This window comes from Nonomuraea sp. CA-218870 (assembly GCF_050936535.1).
In the GTDB taxonomy this organism is placed as follows: domain Bacteria; phylum Actinomycetota; class Actinomycetes; order Streptosporangiales; family Streptosporangiaceae; genus Nonomuraea; species Nonomuraea corallina.
The window spans coordinates 305,107-321,090 of sequence record NZ_JBNJMN010000003.1 but is presented as its reverse complement, the minus strand read 5'-3'; the positions used below and the strand labels follow the sequence as shown (position 1 = coordinate 321,090).

General features: G+C 68.1%; 29 protein-coding genes and 1 tRNA gene. 3 read left to right on the top strand and 27 right to left on the bottom strand.

All coding sequences use genetic code 11. The annotated features are described in order from the left end of the window. Nucleotides 1-59: 59 nt before the first annotated feature. From ACQEUU_RS36510 to ACQEUU_RS36495, 4 genes are read right to left on the bottom strand one after another with little or no spacing between them, the layout of a single operon-like run. Nucleotides 60-365: a hypothetical protein gene (locus tag ACQEUU_RS36510; RefSeq protein ID WP_433075232.1), complete on the bottom strand. Its 306-nt coding sequence runs from the start codon at nucleotides 363-365 to the stop codon at nucleotides 60-62. After that, a complete protein-coding gene (locus ACQEUU_RS36505; protein ID WP_433075229.1) occupies nucleotides 362-658 on the bottom strand; it encodes a hypothetical protein in 297 nt (98 codons plus the stop codon). Before ACQEUU_RS36505 ends, ACQEUU_RS36510 begins: the two co-directional genes overlap by 4 nt. Next, a complete protein-coding gene (locus ACQEUU_RS36500; RefSeq protein WP_433075226.1) occupies nucleotides 655-1,473 on the bottom strand; it encodes a phage antirepressor KilAC domain-containing protein in 819 nt (272 codons plus the stop codon). Before ACQEUU_RS36500 ends, ACQEUU_RS36505 begins: the two co-directional genes overlap by 4 nt. Next, on the bottom strand, nucleotides 1,470-1,709 hold the full coding sequence (locus tag ACQEUU_RS36495) for a helix-turn-helix domain-containing protein (protein WP_433075223.1): 240 nt from the start codon (nucleotides 1,707-1,709) through the stop codon (nucleotides 1,470-1,472). The genes ACQEUU_RS36500 and ACQEUU_RS36495 overlap by 4 nt, the downstream gene beginning before the upstream one ends. Nucleotides 1,710-1,874: 165 nt before the next feature. Between ACQEUU_RS36495 and ACQEUU_RS36490 the strand changes: the two genes are divergently transcribed. Further along, nucleotides 1,875-2,168 (top strand): helix-turn-helix domain-containing protein, encoded by a 294-nt coding sequence (locus ACQEUU_RS36490; protein ID WP_433075221.1) that lies wholly within the window; start codon nucleotides 1,875-1,877, stop codon nucleotides 2,166-2,168. A 211-nt stretch (nucleotides 2,169-2,379) separates the two neighbouring features. On the opposite strand, the gene ACQEUU_RS36485 is transcribed toward ACQEUU_RS36490, so the two are convergent. From ACQEUU_RS36485 to ACQEUU_RS36415, 15 genes are all read right to left on the bottom strand, one after another. Further along, complete coding sequence (locus tag ACQEUU_RS36485; RefSeq protein WP_433075218.1) at nucleotides 2,380-3,186, bottom strand: hypothetical protein; 807 nt, start codon at nucleotides 3,184-3,186, stop codon at nucleotides 2,380-2,382. Between the two features lie 361 nt (nucleotides 3,187-3,547). Beyond that, the gene (locus ACQEUU_RS36480) at nucleotides 3,548-4,231 is read right to left on the bottom strand and encodes an HNH endonuclease (RefSeq protein WP_433075216.1); all 684 of its coding nucleotides are present in this window, start codon (nucleotides 4,229-4,231) and stop codon (nucleotides 3,548-3,550) included. A gap of 11 nt (nucleotides 4,232-4,242) precedes the next feature. Continuing rightward, entirely contained in the window at nucleotides 4,243-4,665 is a 423-nt protein-coding gene (locus tag ACQEUU_RS36475) for a hypothetical protein (protein WP_433075213.1), read from the bottom strand. After that, entirely contained in the window at nucleotides 4,662-5,255 is a 594-nt protein-coding gene (locus ACQEUU_RS36470; protein WP_433075211.1) for a hypothetical protein, read from the bottom strand. The genes ACQEUU_RS36475 and ACQEUU_RS36470 overlap by 4 nt, the downstream gene beginning before the upstream one ends. Next, a complete protein-coding gene (locus tag ACQEUU_RS36465; protein ID WP_433075209.1) occupies nucleotides 5,252-6,040 on the bottom strand; it encodes a Rad52/Rad22 family DNA repair protein in 789 nt (262 codons plus the stop codon). Before ACQEUU_RS36465 ends, ACQEUU_RS36470 begins: the two co-directional genes overlap by 4 nt. After that, nucleotides 6,040-6,438, bottom strand: coding sequence for a hypothetical protein (locus ACQEUU_RS36460; protein ID WP_433075207.1), 399 nt, complete (start codon nucleotides 6,436-6,438; stop codon nucleotides 6,040-6,042). Before ACQEUU_RS36460 ends, ACQEUU_RS36465 begins: the two co-directional genes overlap by 1 nt. Next, nucleotides 6,435-6,713: a hypothetical protein gene (locus ACQEUU_RS36455; protein ID WP_433075205.1), complete on the bottom strand. Its 279-nt coding sequence runs from the start codon at nucleotides 6,711-6,713 to the stop codon at nucleotides 6,435-6,437. Before ACQEUU_RS36455 ends, ACQEUU_RS36460 begins: the two co-directional genes overlap by 4 nt. Continuing rightward, a complete protein-coding gene (locus ACQEUU_RS36450) occupies nucleotides 6,710-7,186 on the bottom strand; it encodes a hypothetical protein (protein ID WP_433075203.1) in 477 nt (158 codons plus the stop codon). The genes ACQEUU_RS36455 and ACQEUU_RS36450 overlap by 4 nt, the downstream gene beginning before the upstream one ends. Then, nucleotides 7,183-7,440, bottom strand: coding sequence for a hypothetical protein (locus tag ACQEUU_RS36445; protein WP_433075201.1), 258 nt, complete (start codon nucleotides 7,438-7,440; stop codon nucleotides 7,183-7,185). The genes ACQEUU_RS36450 and ACQEUU_RS36445 overlap by 4 nt, the downstream gene beginning before the upstream one ends. Further along, nucleotides 7,437-7,727, bottom strand: a complete 291-nt coding sequence (locus ACQEUU_RS36440; protein WP_433075199.1) for a hypothetical protein — start codon at nucleotides 7,725-7,727, stop codon at nucleotides 7,437-7,439. The genes ACQEUU_RS36445 and ACQEUU_RS36440 overlap by 4 nt, the downstream gene beginning before the upstream one ends. Beyond that, nucleotides 7,724-7,993 (bottom strand): hypothetical protein, encoded by a 270-nt coding sequence (locus tag ACQEUU_RS36435; protein ID WP_433075197.1) that lies wholly within the window; start codon nucleotides 7,991-7,993, stop codon nucleotides 7,724-7,726. The genes ACQEUU_RS36440 and ACQEUU_RS36435 overlap by 4 nt, the downstream gene beginning before the upstream one ends. Before the next feature lie 89 nt (nucleotides 7,994-8,082). After that, the gene (locus ACQEUU_RS36430) at nucleotides 8,083-8,214 is read right to left on the bottom strand and encodes a hypothetical protein (protein WP_433075194.1); all 132 of its coding nucleotides are present in this window, start codon (nucleotides 8,212-8,214) and stop codon (nucleotides 8,083-8,085) included. Then, complete coding sequence (locus tag ACQEUU_RS36425) at nucleotides 8,211-8,612, bottom strand: GIY-YIG nuclease family protein (protein WP_433075191.1); 402 nt, start codon at nucleotides 8,610-8,612, stop codon at nucleotides 8,211-8,213. The genes ACQEUU_RS36430 and ACQEUU_RS36425 overlap by 4 nt, the downstream gene beginning before the upstream one ends. Nucleotides 8,613-8,755: 143 nt before the next feature. Continuing rightward, nucleotides 8,756-9,091 (bottom strand): hypothetical protein, encoded by a 336-nt coding sequence (locus ACQEUU_RS36420; RefSeq protein ID WP_433075189.1) that lies wholly within the window; start codon nucleotides 9,089-9,091, stop codon nucleotides 8,756-8,758. After that, complete coding sequence (locus ACQEUU_RS36415) at nucleotides 9,088-9,375, bottom strand: helix-turn-helix domain-containing protein (protein ID WP_433075186.1); 288 nt, start codon at nucleotides 9,373-9,375, stop codon at nucleotides 9,088-9,090. The genes ACQEUU_RS36420 and ACQEUU_RS36415 overlap by 4 nt, the downstream gene beginning before the upstream one ends. Before the next feature lie 178 nt (nucleotides 9,376-9,553). On the opposite strand from ACQEUU_RS36415, the gene ACQEUU_RS36410 reads away from it, so the two are divergent. Next, nucleotides 9,554-10,063 (top strand): helix-turn-helix domain-containing protein, encoded by a 510-nt coding sequence (locus ACQEUU_RS36410; protein WP_433075183.1) that lies wholly within the window; start codon nucleotides 9,554-9,556, stop codon nucleotides 10,061-10,063. A gap of 27 nt (nucleotides 10,064-10,090) precedes the next feature. Here ACQEUU_RS36410 and ACQEUU_RS36405 read toward each other — a convergent pair whose 3' ends face one another. Next, on the bottom strand, nucleotides 10,091-10,498 hold the full coding sequence (locus ACQEUU_RS36405) for a hypothetical protein (protein ID WP_433075180.1): 408 nt from the start codon (nucleotides 10,496-10,498) through the stop codon (nucleotides 10,091-10,093). Nucleotides 10,499-11,037: 539 nt separating this feature from the next. Between ACQEUU_RS36405 and ACQEUU_RS36400 the strand changes: the two genes are divergently transcribed. Next, nucleotides 11,038-12,513, top strand: coding sequence for a tyrosine-type recombinase/integrase (locus ACQEUU_RS36400; protein ID WP_433075177.1), 1,476 nt, complete (start codon nucleotides 11,038-11,040; stop codon nucleotides 12,511-12,513). A 16-nt stretch (nucleotides 12,514-12,529) separates the two neighbouring features. Here ACQEUU_RS36400 and ACQEUU_RS36395 read toward each other — a convergent pair. The 7 genes from ACQEUU_RS36395 to ACQEUU_RS36365 all read right to left on the bottom strand — a co-directional run bounded on the left by ACQEUU_RS36395 (nucleotide 12,530) and on the right by ACQEUU_RS36365 (nucleotide 15,592). Beyond that, a tRNA-Val gene (locus ACQEUU_RS36395) sits at nucleotides 12,530-12,601 on the bottom strand. Between the two features lie 17 nt (nucleotides 12,602-12,618). Next, nucleotides 12,619-13,569 (bottom strand): ROK family protein, encoded by a 951-nt coding sequence (locus ACQEUU_RS36390; RefSeq protein WP_433075175.1) that lies wholly within the window; start codon nucleotides 13,567-13,569, stop codon nucleotides 12,619-12,621. A gap of 52 nt (nucleotides 13,570-13,621) precedes the next feature. Further along, on the bottom strand, nucleotides 13,622-13,930 hold the full coding sequence (locus ACQEUU_RS36385) for a hypothetical protein (RefSeq protein ID WP_433075172.1): 309 nt from the start codon (nucleotides 13,928-13,930) through the stop codon (nucleotides 13,622-13,624). Between the two features lie 13 nt (nucleotides 13,931-13,943). Beyond that, complete coding sequence (locus ACQEUU_RS36380; protein WP_433075169.1) at nucleotides 13,944-14,408, bottom strand: peroxiredoxin; 465 nt, start codon at nucleotides 14,406-14,408, stop codon at nucleotides 13,944-13,946. A gap of 38 nt (nucleotides 14,409-14,446) precedes the next feature. After that, on the bottom strand, nucleotides 14,447-14,875 hold the full coding sequence (locus tag ACQEUU_RS36375; RefSeq protein WP_270153194.1) for a DUF3052 domain-containing protein: 429 nt from the start codon (nucleotides 14,873-14,875) through the stop codon (nucleotides 14,447-14,449). 117 nt (nucleotides 14,876-14,992) lie between these two features. Then, the gene (locus ACQEUU_RS36370; protein ID WP_433075166.1) at nucleotides 14,993-15,400 is read right to left on the bottom strand and encodes a YjbQ family protein; all 408 of its coding nucleotides are present in this window, start codon (nucleotides 15,398-15,400) and stop codon (nucleotides 14,993-14,995) included. 9 nt (nucleotides 15,401-15,409) lie between these two features. Beyond that, nucleotides 15,410-15,592: a DUF1918 domain-containing protein gene (locus ACQEUU_RS36365; RefSeq protein ID WP_433075164.1), complete on the bottom strand. Its 183-nt coding sequence runs from the start codon at nucleotides 15,590-15,592 to the stop codon at nucleotides 15,410-15,412. Nucleotides 15,593-15,984: the final 392 nt, after the last annotated feature.

Genomic DNA, 15,984 nt, shown 5'->3' with positions numbered 1-15,984 from the left:
GGTCTGAAGTGGTCTGCTTGAGCCGTGCCGCCCGCCACGAGGGGGCGGCAAGGCGGGGGTTACGGGGAAGAGGGGGCGGCGGGAGTCGCCTTACGACTCCGCTTCTTCCTGCTGGGCTTCGGGGCGGCCTTCTGCTCTTCGAGGTAGGCGATGGCATCGCCGTACGCTTCGACCACCTCATGCACCGGCCACACGCCGTGAGGGCCGGGCTGGCTGTACTCCGACATGTCGACGCCGACCATGTAGGTGGGCACGTCGTCCTTGACCGGGACGCGATAGAGGCGCATCCCTGCAGTGGCGAGCCAGTTCGCCATGCGTGACTGGATCTCGGCAGGCATGATCACCTGGATGGGTCCGGCGCTCACGACTCACCTCCGGAGGGGATCGAGGAGGGCTCCTGTCCGTCAGCCGTCAGCGAGGAGATGCGGCGGAGCGTCTCCTCCACCTCGTCCTCGTCCATCCAGTTGATGACGTCGTCCGTGATCGGCGTGTCGTAGACCAGGCGGAAGTCGTTGCCGCTCCACTTGATGACGGCCATCTCCGTGCCACGGCTGTACATGTTCTGCACGACGGATGCGCCGTAGCCGTTCTCGAAGCGGTAGAGGCGCTGGGGGCCACCCGCGTGGGTCTTGGTCTTGAAGGGCTCGAAGGTGCTCATGCGATCTCCCCGATGACGAAGAGGGCGGACTGGTGGTTGAAGTGCTTGACCAGGCGCTTGCGCAGCCAGTCGAGACCTTCGGGGGTGACGCGGGTGGTGGGCGTCGAGTCGTTGCCCGCCTTGGTCGGGATGACCTTGAAGTAGCGGTCCAGGGGCTTGACCTGGTAGGGCGTGTTGTTCGCCTTGAGGATCTTCAGGTCGTCGGAGCGCAGCAGGTCCAGGAAGTTGTTGCGGCCCAGACCGCCCGTGATGCGGGAGAAGATCTGCGCGACGGCGGCCCAGTCGAAGGTGCCGTCCGCTTCCATCAGGTCGGCGTACGCCTCGGCGAGCGGCTTCAGGGCGTCCCGCTGCTGCTCGGCGACCTTGCGGGCGTCGACCTCGTCGGCGAGCGCACGGAGCGCAGACGGGTAGTCCTGGGGGATCGCGATCTGCTGCCGCTCGGCGTTCAGTAGGTAGGTGCGGACGTCTTTCGCCACCTTGGAGTCGCGCAGCAGCATGCCGACGTTGAGCACCGTGCGGCGCGTGAAGAGGGCGAGGGAACGCGCGCGGGAGTGGATCCCACAGACCTTCTTGAAGGAGGTCAGTTCGTCTCCGCTGATCACGCGGTGCTCGTTGCCCTCAAGCTCTTCGCGGTGGTCGAGGGCGAGGGATTCAATGGTCTTGACCCCCACCTCGAAGTAGGCGGCAACCATCTCGGTGGTGACGTGGAGGTCGTCCGGCATCATGCGCAGGAACTTGACCTTGTCGAGGGCGTCCGTGCGATCCACGTACTCCCGTCGAAGAGCGCTCGACTCGGTGAGGGCCAGTTCGTTCACGCCGCTGTCTCCTCACGCACGACCTCGAACAGGTCGTGGAACGTCACGTCCTCGCTGAGGGCGGCGAGCAGGCTGGCGATGAGGTCGGCGCTCGGCTGCCGGTGACCGTTGAGGAACTTCGACACCGTGACGGGGTTGACGTTCATCGCTTTCGCGAGGTCGCTGTCAGTGCGGAGCGCGGCCCGTTCGCGGTGCTTGGCCAGCTCGTCGCGGCGGAGCTTCAGGGTCGCAATCAACGTGTCCTCCCTTCCACTTCTCGTTGACTCTGGGCTTCAAAGCGTTTAGCCCGCACGCACAGTCTATGCGTACGGGCTAAGCCATGCAATCGTTTCTTCGGCCTCACAAGCACCACAAGCAACAGTCATTGGAGTCACGTAGCTTGTGCGCATAGGCTGTGCTCTGTGCGTTGGTGGGATTACGTGTCGCGAGTAGCCGGAGCGACGGCCACGCCGAGCGAGATCGCTCGGCGAGTCGGCCTTACGCCGTCGAGCGTCACCCGATGGCAGATCTCGACACCCAAGCCTGAGACCGCCGCAGCGTTCGCCCGCGCCTATGGTCGGCCCGTCATTGAAGCGCTGATCGCGGCCGGTGTGGTCACGGCGGAAGAGGCCGGCGTCCGGGAGGTCGCGGCCGATCTGTCGTCGATCCCGATCGATGACCTTCTGGCGGAGATCCGCAAGCGAGTCAAAGACTGACACCGGTCCTCCTCCCTGTCTGTCTGTGAAGGGCTAGGGGGGGTGTCCCGTCCTGTGCTCGCCCCCGGTGGTCGAGCACAGGACGGGAAGCTGGGGGTTAGGCGAAGACAGCGACGACAGCGGCGGCGACCAGGACGGCGGAGGCCACCCCGAACAGCACGGCGGCGGCCACGCGGACGACGGTCTTGGAAACAGGCATCGGTTGCCCCTCTCAGGGGGTTCGGGGGTAGTCGAGATCGGACGGAGAGCCGTCCATGAAGCACCCGCAGGCGCCCCAGTCGTCGGCGTCGAAGAGTGCAGGCTGGCGCTCTAACCGCTCGCGAAACTCGGTCAACGTCAACGCCCGAACACCGCCGCCCGTGCGGTCACGCAGGATCGACACGTCCTTGCCGAGCAGGGCGCGGGTCTCGTTCTCCTCGCGCTCCCAATCCAGGTACTCGCCACGGTTCACCTGGAGCAGGAGTGACCATTGCGCCTGGCCTCCGCGCACGCATCCGCCAGAGCAGTTGGCGTGCTGGAAGCCCTGCTTGTAGAGCAGCGGCGGTTCGATGCCGCGCTCGCGGAACAGCTCGAAGATCTGCTGCTTGAACAGGTAGGGCGGCCGGGTGAGTGGACAGTCCACTGTCCACGGAGCCCAGTGCTCGCGCGCAGCTTCCACCCGGTGCGGCTCGGTCCAGTCATAACCGAGGTAGACGATCGTGTCGGCCGGGTCGAAGTGCTCGGCACGGTACTTGTCGAGCAGCTCGCGCTTGAGCACGCGAGAGCAGACGGCCATCCGATTGTTCGGCACCACCCGCGCATCACGGCCAACCTGCATCGGGGTTCGGCCATCCGCCACGACGACCCATTCGCAGCCCAGTCGTTCCTGCACCTGGCGGGCGAACCGCCAGTTGTCGGCGTGCTCCTTCTTGGTGTCAGCGGTGAGCAGGACCACGTTCTCCGGGCCGTGCTCTTCCACGACTCGCCAAGCGACCTCGGCGGATGCCGCGCCGGTCGAGTACTGCACGAGATGCTTCATCGGGGGTCCCAATCGAGGTCGGTCGGCGACCCGTACGGGTCATCCGTGAAGGGGTGCTCTCGCCGCCTCAGATCCGCCGTCATCGCGTCGAGGCAGGAGCCGCACGCGCCACACGGCGTCTGATCGGGCGGGCGCTCGGTGCACCCGACCGCGCCGGCCGGGCACACGTGGTCCGCGGGGAGCCAAGCGCGGCACCAGTCGCAGCGCTGGATGTCCTCGACGGGCGGCAGGTGCGGCTCGGCGGGGAGGAGATCCCCCTCCACCGGGCGCACTGTCCGGCACGTCTCACAGGCGGCCGAGGAGTCGGAGACGACGGCGTGAGGGCGGCGGCGCTGGCACGTCAGGCAGAACAGGGTGACGGTCATGACGCCGCCTCCAGCCAGAACGGGATGTCGCCGCACCCGCACACGTAAGGTCCCGCCTGCACCCCGCCAGGAGGGCAGGAGCCGTGCCCGTACCGGGCCGCCGCCTCGTCCAGCGCGGCGACCGGCACCACGGGGACGGGTCGCTTCCCGTTCTGGTGGGAGCCCGCCGGGGCGGGCCGATACCCGCCCCGGTCGTCCAGCAGCACCCACCCGAGATGGGCGTGCAAACCGGGGACCTCCCACGGCCGGGCCACGCCCTCCCGCACCTTCAGCCCGAGCTTTTCGGCGTTGGCGGGCTGCTTCTGATCGATCAGGTCATGACACGGGCGGCACGACCAGAGCAGATTGCTGGCCGTGTTCGACCACGGCTTACGGGTGCCGCCCGCCTTCTTGCCCTCCCGGTGCGCCGGGTCAGTGCCAGCGGCGAATCCTCCGCACGTCAGGCCGACCTCGCACACGCCGCTGCTGCGCGCCTTCAGCAGGTCCTTCACCTCGGCGGGGACGGGCTTCGGCCGGGACGACTTACGCGCCGGCGGGTTCGGCTGCCCGGCGCTCTTGCCCGGCGTCAGCGGCTTGCGCTGCTGGATGGGCGACTGGCGGGCGGGAGGCTGCCCCTGCTTGAGGGGCGTCCTCCGCTCGGGCGGCTTGCCCTGCTTCAGCGGGGCACGGCGTGGAGGCATCGGCGACCTCTTCATCGGCCGTCACCCTTGAACGAGCCGTACAGCTCTTTCGCTGTGTTGTTCAGCGACTGGGCGATTGACACCTGCTTGCCGACCGTCCGCAGGTAGTCCTCGGCGTTCTTCACCTGCACCTGCAGCGACTCGTACTGCCAATGGCAGGCGATACGCGCATCGATCCACGCATCCCGCTCGGCGACCGTCACCTGACCCTCGCCGCGGCCAGCCTGCGGGCAGTCCTCCGAGAACAGCAGCTCCGTCCTCGCCTCGGTGTACTGCTTCTTCAGCCGCAACTCCTCGTACCTGAGGCGGCGCAGCGACACCTGGGCGCGGGCCAGCTCGTTGCTGACCTGCTTCAGGTACCGCTCCGCCTCGGGAGGGGTGAGGGCGGCGTCCTCGTCGAGGATCCGGAAGCCTGACTCTGTCTGCTCGCTCACGACTGCTCACCCGCCTCGATCGCGGGCTTCAGCAGGTCACCCAGCAGCGGTTTCAGCTCGTCCCGCTGCCACGCCTCCCACACCAGTTCCCGCGCCCCCGGACCCGCGGTGAACGCGAACTTCCCGGTCGGCTCCCCGCGGGTCACCTCCGCCACCTTGATGCGAGTGCCGGCGCGGTCCTTCAGGTAGCCGTTGGCGTCGATCCGCTTGTACAGCTTCTTCAGGTAGTCGTCGCGGATCTTTTTCTTCAGCAGGTGCGGCATCTGGTCGCGGACGAACGCCAGCAGGTTCTCGTCTTCCAGCGCCTCCGGGACGAGTTCCTCGACGAACATGTCCGGGTCGTCGTTGGCGACGATCGCGGCGATCGTCTTCATGTTGACCTGCGTGTGCGGCGGCCCGTCGAAGATGGCGATGGTGCCCAGCTCGGTGCCGTCCGGCAGTTTCACCGCCAGCGACTTGCAGTCCGTCTCGATCCGCAGCTCGGCGAACTCGGGCTCGGCGTCCTTGCGGAGCTGCTCGTAGCCGTCATTGACGATCTCGGACAGCACCTTGGCGGCGGCGACCTTGAGGGCGTGAGTCTTGGCGTTCACGCCGCCTCCTGCCCGCCGAGCTCGGCCTGCCGCTGCTGGATGGCCTCCATCAGCCGGTTGCCGGTGTCCGAGTCCAGACGCTGATGCTTGAACCCGTTGAGCACCTCCTGCCTCAAGGCGTTGATCTGGTCGGCGCTCGCGTCGTCGATGCGTCGCTCGAAGTTGGCCACCCAGTTGGGGTCGACCTTGACGGTCGGAACGGGTCGCTCGGGCTCCGGTACGGAAGCGTCCAGGTCGCGCTCGATCTCGTCGTTGCCCAACGACACCTGCCTCTCGACGCCCTCTTGCACGTCCTTTCCGGCGGACTCGCCCTCGGGCATGACGTACGTGCCGCGCACCAGGGCCGACGTCTGGCCCTTGTTGTAGAGGGACAAGCCGAACTGGTCGCCCAAGTGGATCGCCGCCCGCTTCTTGGCCAGGCTGATCGCCGACTTGTAGGCGAGGTCATGGCCATCGCCGCGAGTCTGGTTCTGTGCCGTGGCGGTCGAGCCGTCCTCGTAGTGGCAGATCTCGTTGCCTTCTGGGTCGCGGATCGTCAGCCGCGCCATCGCCCGGTAGCAGACGTCCCACCGGTTGGCCGGCTTGTCGTCCTTGACGCGCTCGGTCTCGAAGACGCACTCGACGCGGACGATGTCGATGTCCCAGTTGCCGAACCCGAACACCCTGATCAGGTGGGCGAGCACATCTTGTTGGGAGACGTGCGAGTGGCCCTTGCCGTCGCGGAGGACCCGCACGGTGTTGATCGGCTGTAGAAGCTGTTCGACCTGCGCTCTGGTGAAGCCCATCAGTGCTCGTCTCCCTCGTCGTTGGGGGTGTCGTCGTAGTCGGCTTGGCTGTGCCGGAACTCGCGCTCGGCGTCCGGCCCGATCTCGGGCCCTTCGCCTACGGGGATGCCGCACGCTCCCGCGACGGCCCGGTTGAGGAACCGCTGCAGCGGGTCGTAGCCGAGGAGCGCGTACCGATCGGTGCGGGGTGTGTCGGCGATGGCCTCGTCCAGGTCGGACCACGCCCCGTGCAGGCACTTCCAAAGGCCGTCGAGTTCGCGGCGGTAGGCCGAGTAGCGGGGCGAGATGCCCCGCTTGCGGTAGGCGACGACCAGATCCACGGCGCCGCCCGGACGGGGCAGGATCTTGGCCACCTGGAAGTAGCCGCCGTTCTCGGTGTGCAGGGCGGGCGCGGTCACAGGCCACCGCCCGCGGCGACGATCCGGGCGACCAGGTTGCGGTCGTACATGAACCGGGCCAGCCGGTCCGTCCCGAGCTGGGCGGCTACCTTCTGGATCGCGTCCGTCAGATGGACGGCCTTCCCGGTGTACTGCTCGTCCCGCAGCCCGTACGCGGTCACGTCGTACAGACCGGCGCGGGAGGTTTTCGGGGAGTGGATGGTGACGGTGAAGCCGTAGTGGTGGAGGGCTTCCAGCGAGACGCGGGTCTGGTCGTAGTCGGGCAGGTCGCTCACGCCTTGTCCTCCATCCGGGCGTATCCGGCGGCGAGGATGGCGCGGGCGAGCGCCTCACCCTTGCCCGCGTCCGAGATGCTGTCGGTGAAGACATCGGCTTCGTAGATCAGCGTGGCGAGGTCCTCGACCTGTGCGGGGTCCGGCTGAGAGAGCGCCTCGGCGGCGGCGATCCCGGCAGCGGTCGCGTACCAGGACGCCATGTCGAGCGCGTCGGCGGGCGTCATGTCCTCGCCGGACGGCCGGATTCCCGCCTGCACCTTGCCGTCCCGCGTCATCTGCGGCTCGGGCGCGTAGCGGGGCAGCAGGATTGGCGGCTCCTGCCCGGCGGCCCGGTACAGCCCTGCGACGACCTCGGGCAGATCGGCGGCGAGGATGTGCACGTCCGCGTCGAGGTAAACGTCAGCGCCGGGGTTGCTAGACGCGCCGGCGTAGAGGCCAGAGCCGTTCAGGTCGGTGTAGCGGTAGTCGCTCATGCCGCGTCTCCTGTCGTCTGGTAGTCGCGGGCGAGAGCGGCACGCTCGGCCTGCTTGATCAGCCGGTCCGCTTCGTCGCTCGCCGCCTCAACCTCCGGGTCGTAGCCGTACATGGCGCGCTCCAGCGCCTCCTGCGGCGGCACCGCGTACCGCTCGGTCAGCAGGACAGCGACGAGGCCGGTCTTCCAGCGGGGGCCGCCGATCTCCAGCCCGAACAGGTGGGCGGCAGCGGCGAGGGTGTCGAGGCCGGTCATCGGGACTCACCGCCCTTGGCGGGCACGTTCGCGCACGCTCGGCAGAAGTAGAGCCGATCCGGTCCGAGGGGCCGAACCATCACGCTCTCGGCCGCCGTGGTCAGCTCCCCGCACTCCTCGCACGACTCGCCGACCATCGCCCGCAGCCGCTCAAGCTGCTCGGCGTACATTCGCCGCTCGCCGGGGAGCATGTCGCCGATGACGCGGCGAGCCTCGTCCAGGTCCTCGGTGATGAGGTAGTAGAGCGCGGCGGTCTCAGCGAACGCCGTGACGGGGGGAGTGTTCATCGGGACTCACCGCCCCACCGCAGCCACGGACCCTGACCGCCGATCCGGAACACGATGTGCGCGTCCTCCGGCAGATCCCACCGCTCCTGATAGGCGAGCCTCTCCGCCAGCATCAGGTGGGCGTCGTGGATGCCGTCCGCCCAGTCCTCGGTGCGCTGCTGGTCGCCGCCTTCGTCGCGGCACGTGTACCGGACCCGGTACTCGATCACGCCCAGAACGGGCTGCTCGGTCGTCGCCTCGGGGGCGAGCGTCGTACTCTTGTCCACAGGGACTCCTGCTCTCTTGTCTGAATCAGTCGGTCGTGAGCGGGTGTTCGCGGGCTCCAGTCGTTGGCTCGGCTGGAGCCCCACCCGTGTCAGGAGGGGCGGCGCTGCGGCGGGACGAACGCGTCGAAAAAGTCCTCGCGGTCGAGCTTGTGCAGCTCGCTGATGCGCTGGGAGAAGCCGCAGATGGCGTAGGCGGCGGCGAGGCGCTGGATCTCGGTCATGCCGCCTCACCGACCCTGCGCGAGCGTCGGCCGATCCGGTTGTGCATCGGGTGCTCGGTGCGAATGGCCGTCATCTCTGCAGCGCGCGCCTGGTCGATCGTGGGCAAGTCCTCGCACCTGATCTCGGCCATCAGGGGCCACCATGCGGACCTCTTCTCGTGGCCCTTGAAGCGCGTGTGCCGATGGTCGGTGCTGCCGACGTAGAGCAGCGCCCCATCGGAGTCGAAGGCGCGATACACGCACGGGCCTGCCGCGACGGACGCGCACCGCTCGCACACGCCGCCGTACTCCTCTGCCGAGGCCAGGAACACTGCGTCCTGAGCGCCGTCGCCGCACACCCACCGCGCGACGAGGATCGGCTTGTCGTCGTCCCCGGCGACGCCGGCGCGGGCGACCATGTGGGGGATCATGCGGCTACGCGAGGCTGCGATCCCGGTCTCGGAGGCGACTGGGCGTACGAGCATGCCTTTGCTCCAGTACGGGGCGCGATCTCCGTCACGGGCGAGCAGGACCAGGGAATGAGGGACGGCTTGGGGCAGGCTCATGATGCTGACCTCCCGTAGGAGCGGGCGCGATCCGGCCTCGCCTGGAGGGGAGTCACGGTCGCGTCAGGGCGCTTCTGCTTGGGCTTCTTTGCCTGCGCCGTCTGCCGTGCCGCCGGGGCCGCAGTCTTGCGGGCGGGCTTGGGTGTGGACGCCTCGACTGCCTGAAGTTCGATCAGCCGATCCACCTGCGCCTGCGTGAAGACGCGCTTGCGGCGGATCAGCGTGCCGATGCCATGCCTGCGTGCGGTCTTGTTCACCCAGTGCTCGGTCACCTTGAGCTCGGGCGGGAACATGGCGGCGACCTGGGCGGCAGTGAAGACGAGAGCGTTCATGCCGCGTCCGTCTCCGCGTCGCCAGCCTCGTCCTTGTCGCTGGCCTGGTCGCCGGCGGGCGGCTGGTAGACGTCGAGAGGGTGGACGCCGAGGGCCTTCGCCCAGGCGGTCATCAACTCGTTGCTGGCGCGGCGCTCGCCGCGTTCGACGTTGCTGATGTGGTCCTTGTGGACGCTCACGCCGAACTTGCGGATGCGGGCGACAAGCCCGGGGATGCTGAGTCCGTACGCCTTGCGAAGGTCTCGGATCTGGACGTACGGCCCTTTCGGATCTGGCGCTGTCATGGCGCTAACTTATGACGGCGGATGACAGCACACAAGGGCTTAGCGCTAAATAATCGCTAAGTTGGCGCTTGTTGCTGATGGTGTCAAGGAGAAAGCTGCGCCGACGTGCACCTTTACAAGCGCTACAACTGCGCTAGGAAGGTAGACCTGTCTCCTGCTGTCAGGCATGCTGTCCGTCGTGGACACCAAGACAGGTGACTGGCAGCGCCTGGGACGCTACGTAAAGGAGCGCCGCGAGCAACTCCGCCTCACCCAGCACGCGGTGACGGTACGCGGCGGTCCCTCCGTGGCGACTGTCCGGAACATCGAAGCCGCCACCGCAGAGCGATACCGCGGAAGCACCTTCACCCAGTTGGAGGATGCCCTCGGATGGGAACGCGGAAGCGTGGACGCGATACTCCGGGGAGGCGACCCAACCCCCCTGCCGGCCGGCCAGCTCCCGCCCGAGGAGCCACACCCTCCAACGCCGGTACGCAAGACCCTCGGCGACGTCCTGGTGGCGCGCGGCCTGCGCCGCCCCGACGAACTGGTACTCAGCGACGACGTGGTGGATCCACTGGTGGAGGAGCTGCTCTCATCCACGGCGTTCGATGAGGACTTCAAGGACCACTGGCTGTCGTCGTATTCGACGATGCGGCGGCAGATCTTCGAGGCCACGGAGAAACAAAAAAGGACACCGCGAAACTGACAGTTTCGCGGTGCCCTTAAGTTTCGGTCAGCCGAATTTGCGCAGCGCGGTGAACGGGCCGGAGTCGGACGGGTCGATGTCGAGCACGCCATAGGCGCGTCGGGCTTCTATTTTCGCCCGCGTTTCGCCGGCGTATTTCGCTTGCATCAGCCAGTTGAGGTCGATGACCTGCTGGCGCATGTCTTCGCAGTGGGCGCGGGTAGCTGCCTCCAGGCGTGTGGTTCCGAAGACGACGGCGGCGGCGAGGAGCAGGCTGGACGCGGCTCCGACCGCTGCGATGACCCAGCGGTCTTCGGCTCCCGTGGCGAGGGTGTGGCCTACGGCCAGCCAGGCGAAGATCGCGCTGGCCGTGAGCGTGATAGTGGCGGGGTGGTGCTTGGGTTCGGACGCCCCCCGGGTCAGTGTGGACGCGGGCTGCCGCGCTTGGTGACCCATATATTGACCTCCCTGTGTAGCCGTCGTCTCGGTGACGGCCAATTCCGGTCCGGTATGCCCCCCAGGCAGACAGGTTCTTGCACTCTAGGCAGGGATGGCCGATTGGGGAATACCCTTATCACCTGACTTTGCATGACCGGATTCTTTACTGATCTGATACATCTATTTTCGGCTACTTTGTGTCACCTCTTTCGGGTGTGTTCGTGTCCGATATGCCCCGTGCGTGACACGCAATTGTCCGAATTGGTGCGGATGTGACGTGAACTTGCGCAACGTCCATCACTTCCGCAAGCAAGCCCTTACACAAAGTAGTGGTGCGACCCTCACGCGCCCCTTAACGGCCCGCATGCGATCGCTTACGATCAGGCATATCGCCTGTGCACGGGCCGCCAAGTCGCCGCACGGCCGGAAACCGCGTCCCCCCAGGAGCAGGTACCGGCCGTGCGGCCCACGCAGCACTCGCGGGATCGCGGGCACCCAACGCCGCTCCCGCCTATGCTGTCGAACCACCGACCCCCGCAACCCCCCGAGGTCCCCGCATGGCGTCCACCGAACCGTACAAGCTGGGAAACACCACCTACTATCGCGCCCGCCCCGTCCTCGCGGACGGCAGCAAGGGCAGCTTCCGGCACGGGGCAGACGGCAGGCGGTTCACCACCAAGACCGCGGCGCTGAAGTTCGCCGAGGAGATCGAAGCCGACATCCGCCGCGACCTGTGGAAGGACCCCAAGTCCGGCGACATCCTCCTCCTCGACTGGGTCAACCGCTGGTATCCGGCACAGGACATCGAGGACACCACCCGCGACGGCTATAGCTGGCACATCGAGACGCACATCCTGCCCGCCTTCGGCCAGGAGCCGCTGCGGCGCCTGAACACCCTCGACATCAACGCGTGGGAGCTCGGCCTTCACCGTGACGGCGTGTGCGGCGAGACCTCCGCCGCCTCCGCCCGGACCCTGCTGCACACGATCCTCGCCGACGCCGTGGACGCCGGCCTCATCGCCGCCAACCCCGCCGAGAGGCGGCGCAATCGCGGGCGGAAGACGGGCCGCACGCGCCGCCGTATAGAAGAGGTGTGGGCGTCACCCTTGGAGGCGCTGCTGATCGCCGAACGCCTCGCCCTGCTGTCCGGCCGGCCGGACGACTTCATCCGCGCGGTCACGATCGCCTACACGGGGATGCGCTGGGGCGAGAGTGTCGGCCTGGAACGGCAGCACTTCCACCTGTCGAAGGTCCGAATCGACCAGCAGGTGTACGAGCGGAAGGGCTCGTGGGTGAAGAAGCCGCCGAAGGACAACAGCTACCGCGACATCCACCTGCCGCCTTTCCTGGCGGACCTGCTCTCCCGGCAGCTGCAGCACTCCGAGCCGGGCCACTGCTCGTGCCGGGGCCTCGCGGGGTGCGGCGGCGGACGGTATGTGTTCCTCGGCGAGGACGGAGCGCACGAGCGGCGCAGCAACTTCGGGCGCAGGCGGTGGCGGCCTGCGGCGGACGGGCGGCACGGCGACGCGAAGGACCGACCCGGCTATCCGGTGCTGGCCGACCTGGCGGGCGTGCCGTGGCCGGGCGTGGTGCGCCGCTCGTGGCCTGCCGCCGTCCCCGGCGAGGAGTTCGAGCCTCCTCGGAGGCGTGGGTTCTGGCGCTACGACGAGGAGCGGCATCACGTGGTGTCGTGGCTGCCGGTCAAGCCCGGCTTGAAGATCCATGGGTTGCGGCACGGGCACAAGGTCTGGATGGACGAGCTCGGCGTGCCCGCGGTGGCGAGCGAGGAGCGGCTGGGGCATCGGCTGCCGGGGATCGTCGGCCAGTACTCGCACACGTCCCCGGCGATGGTGGCTCAGACCACGGAGGGGCTACAGCGGTTGTGGGAGGCGTCTCTCGTGGAGCGGGCGAAGATCGGCGGCGGCCGTTCTCCGGTGCCGCTTCTGGATGAGCTTCTGGCGCCCGCGAGGAAGATCCTTTCTGAAGATCGTCCCCGTCTCGTCCCCGCAACCGTCTCCGCGATCTCCCCGTGAGGGCCGTTTTACCAGGTGGGCGGTACTGGGTTCGAACCAGTGACCCCTCGCTTGTAAGGCGAGTGCTCTACCGCTGAGCTAACCGCCCCTGATCGGCACTACACCTTACGACACCAACGGCGCCGCTCGCACATCCATGTCCCAGCCGGGCCCGAGTTCGGGACGGCCCGCCGCGCGCCACCCCAGGAGGGCGGCACCCAGCATGCCGGCGTCGACTCCCAGGCCGGCGGGCAGCAGCGGTGGCGCCTCTCTGAAGGTCAGCCGGTTCGTCAGGCGGGTCCGTACGGGGTCGAAGAGGGCGGGGCCCGCCTGGGAGAGGCCGCCGCCGAGCACGATCATGGCCGGGTCCAGCAGCAGCGTGTAGGTGGCCAGGGCCAGCGACAGGGCTTCCACGGCCTCGTCCCACACCTCGATGGCGATCGGGTCGTCGGAGGTGACGACCTGTTCGGCCCTGGCGTTCTCCAGGCCGGCCCGCAGGCCGTAGCGCCTGCCGACGGAGGCGGCGGAGGCGTACGTCTCCAGGCAGCCGTACTGGCCGCAGGCGCACTCCTCGCCGTCGGGGAAGACGGGAATGTGGCCGATCTCGCCGCTCCAGCCGGCGGTTCCCTCGTACGGGGCGCCGTTCACGATCATGGCGCCGGCGATGCCGGTGCCGATCGGCAGGAACAGGAAGTCGGCGGCGTCGCGCCCGGCGCCGAGGACGCTCTCGGCGAGGCCGCCGGTGCGGACGTCGTGGCCGAGGATGACGGGCACGTCGAGGTCGGTGAAGTCCTTGGCGGGGACGCCGCGCCAGCCGAGGTTGGCGGCGTAGACGGCGGTGTCCTCCGACACCAGCCCGGGGACGGCCAGGCCGACCCCGGCGGGGCGGCCGTCGACGGTGTCGGCCAGGTGGGCGATGAAGTCGCGGATGGCGGTCACGACCGCCTCGGGGCCGTCGGCGCGCGGCGTGTGGCGCCGCTCGGCGAGCAGGACGGCGCCGTTCTCGCCGACCACGCCGCCTTTCATGGACGTGCCGCCGACGTCGAGGGCGACGACGTACGCAGGTGTGTTGGACACGGAAGGAGACGATAGCGCAGCTCAGCGTTTGTCTGGAAAAGTCCTCTGTGATTCAGGTACGGCCGAGCACGCGGTCGAGTGCGGCCGCCACCTCGGCCGACAGTCCGGGCGGCGAGCAGGAGGCGACGGGACCGTCGGCCTGGGCGATCCGCACGGCCCCGCAGGCGCGGCATTCGACCTCGCCGAGCCGGCGGATCAGCGCCGCCGAACCGCATCCCGCGCAGGTGTCGAGATCGAGGTCGTGCAGCCGTTGGCAGTCCGGGCAGACGAGCACCTGGGTCTCGCGGCGGACCCCGCGCCTCCACGGGCTCGCGCCGCGGACGGGGTCGGTCTGCCGGGCCCCGCAGCGGTAGCAGGGCATCGTTCCTCCCGTTTCAGGCCGGCTTCTGGGAGATGTCGGCGAGTGCCTGGAGATAGTCGGCGACGTCGCGTGCCTCACCGATCGGATTGATCACCGACCAGCGGATCACGCCCTCGCCGTCGATGATGAAGGTCCCCCGGTGCGCGACGCCCCTCGCCTCGTCGAAGACACCGTACGCCCGCGCGACCTGTCCGTGTGGCCAGAAGTCGGAGAGAAGCGGGAACGTGTAGCCCTCCTGGTCCGCCCACGCGCGGTGGGTGAAGAGGGAGTCGACGGAGACGGTGAGCACCTGCGCGTCGGCGGAGAACTCGCGCAGCGCGGACAGCTCACCGTGACACACCCCGCTGAAGGCCAGCGGGTAGAAGACCAGCACGACGGGCCTGCCCCTGAACTGGGACAACCGTACCGGGCTGCCGTGCTGGTCCTGGAGCTCGAATTCCGGAGCGGTGACGCCGACCTGGGCAGGATGTCCGTTCACACGCCTCATCCTGCCGTACGGGCTGGCGCTCTCGCTCCTTACCGCCTGCCTTTGGGCGTGACGAGCCGGGTTCCCGACCAGTCGGGGGCGGCGGAGATGCTGCTGGTCTGCGAGAGACCCGCGGTGACGGAGTCCTCGCCGATGTCGCTCGGCTCCACATGGCCATCGCGCCCGGCCTTGGGAGTCAGCAGCCAGATCTGGCCGCCCTCGGCGAGACCTCGCATGGCGTTGGTCAGGGCGTCGAAGAGATCACCGTCACCGTCGCGCCACCACAGCAGCACCACGTCGACGACGTCGTCGACGTCCTCGTCGAGCAGTTCGTTGCCGGTCAGGTCCTCGATGGACTCGCGAAGCTTCTCGTCGACGTCCTCGTCCCAGCCGATCTCCTGCACCACCTGACCCGGTTTGAGGCCGAGCCTTTCGGCCAGGCCGCGCTCGCCCTGCGCCTGACCCGCGGTCGCGCTCACGTTTATCCCTCCTGCTTGAGTGGCCCCGCATATGCGGTTTATCGCTTCGGGACAGTCCACACGCTGTGACCCTCAGTCGTCAACGGTCGCCACGGGTACGGCCGTACTCGGTCAGTCTCAACCCGGCAGGAACGACAGCCGGACCTGGCGTTGCGGGTTGTCGACATTCAGGTCGACGAGCGCGATCGATTGCCAGGTGCCCAGCGCCAGTCTGCCGCCCAGCACGGGGATCGTGGCGTACGGCGGAATGATCGCGGGCATGACGTGCGACCGGCCGTGGCCTGGTGATCCGTGTCTGTGGCGCCAGCGGTCGTCGCCCGGCAGCAGCTCGCGCAGCGCGGCGAGGAGATCGTCGTCGCTGCCCGAGCCCAGCTCCAGCACGGCGACGCCGGCCGTCGCGTGGGGGACGAAGACGTGCAGCAGCCCGTCTTCGCCCAGCGCGCGAACGAAATCGGCGCATTCGCCGGTGATGTCGTGCACCGTCTCCCGGGAACCCGTGGTCACGGAGATGAGTTCGGATCTCACATGGGAATCCTAGTGAGGCACGATGACGGCGTCAGGGCCGGGAAACACCAGCCCGGTGTGGCCGTCGTCGAACCTCACGCTGTAGGGAGGCCCCCCGTCGGAGCCCTGGACCTCGATGATGACGCCGCCCCGGTCCCTTTCGCCAACGGCGTTCCCGTGCACCAGGAGGCGGTCGCCTACCGTCGCATTCATAGCTCCAGACTCGTACGGGAGACGCCCTACGAAAAGAGGGGATTCGTCCGCTTCCGCCCAAGAGCGGGTAACGGGTGGCCGGAGCTCGGCGCGCAGGGCGAAGCTGAGACTTTCCTGGCAATCTCCCCGGGCCGGAGACCGGCGGAACCCGGTCGTACCCACCCCGGGTGATGACGCGGCCCCCATGCCGGGGGATACTCGACGTGTGAGGCAAAATTCCGTGGCTTTTCCGGTCTTGGTAAATTGACCGGCCGTTGTAACCTTGGCCCACGATTCGTCCTACCATCGGTGGTCTAGGCCACCGATGGCGGCCCTGCCAGCAGGGATGTCCTGGTTACTCACCGGTAGAGATGCACTTTCCGCCGGGAGCGACCAGGATGGAAAGCAACCCA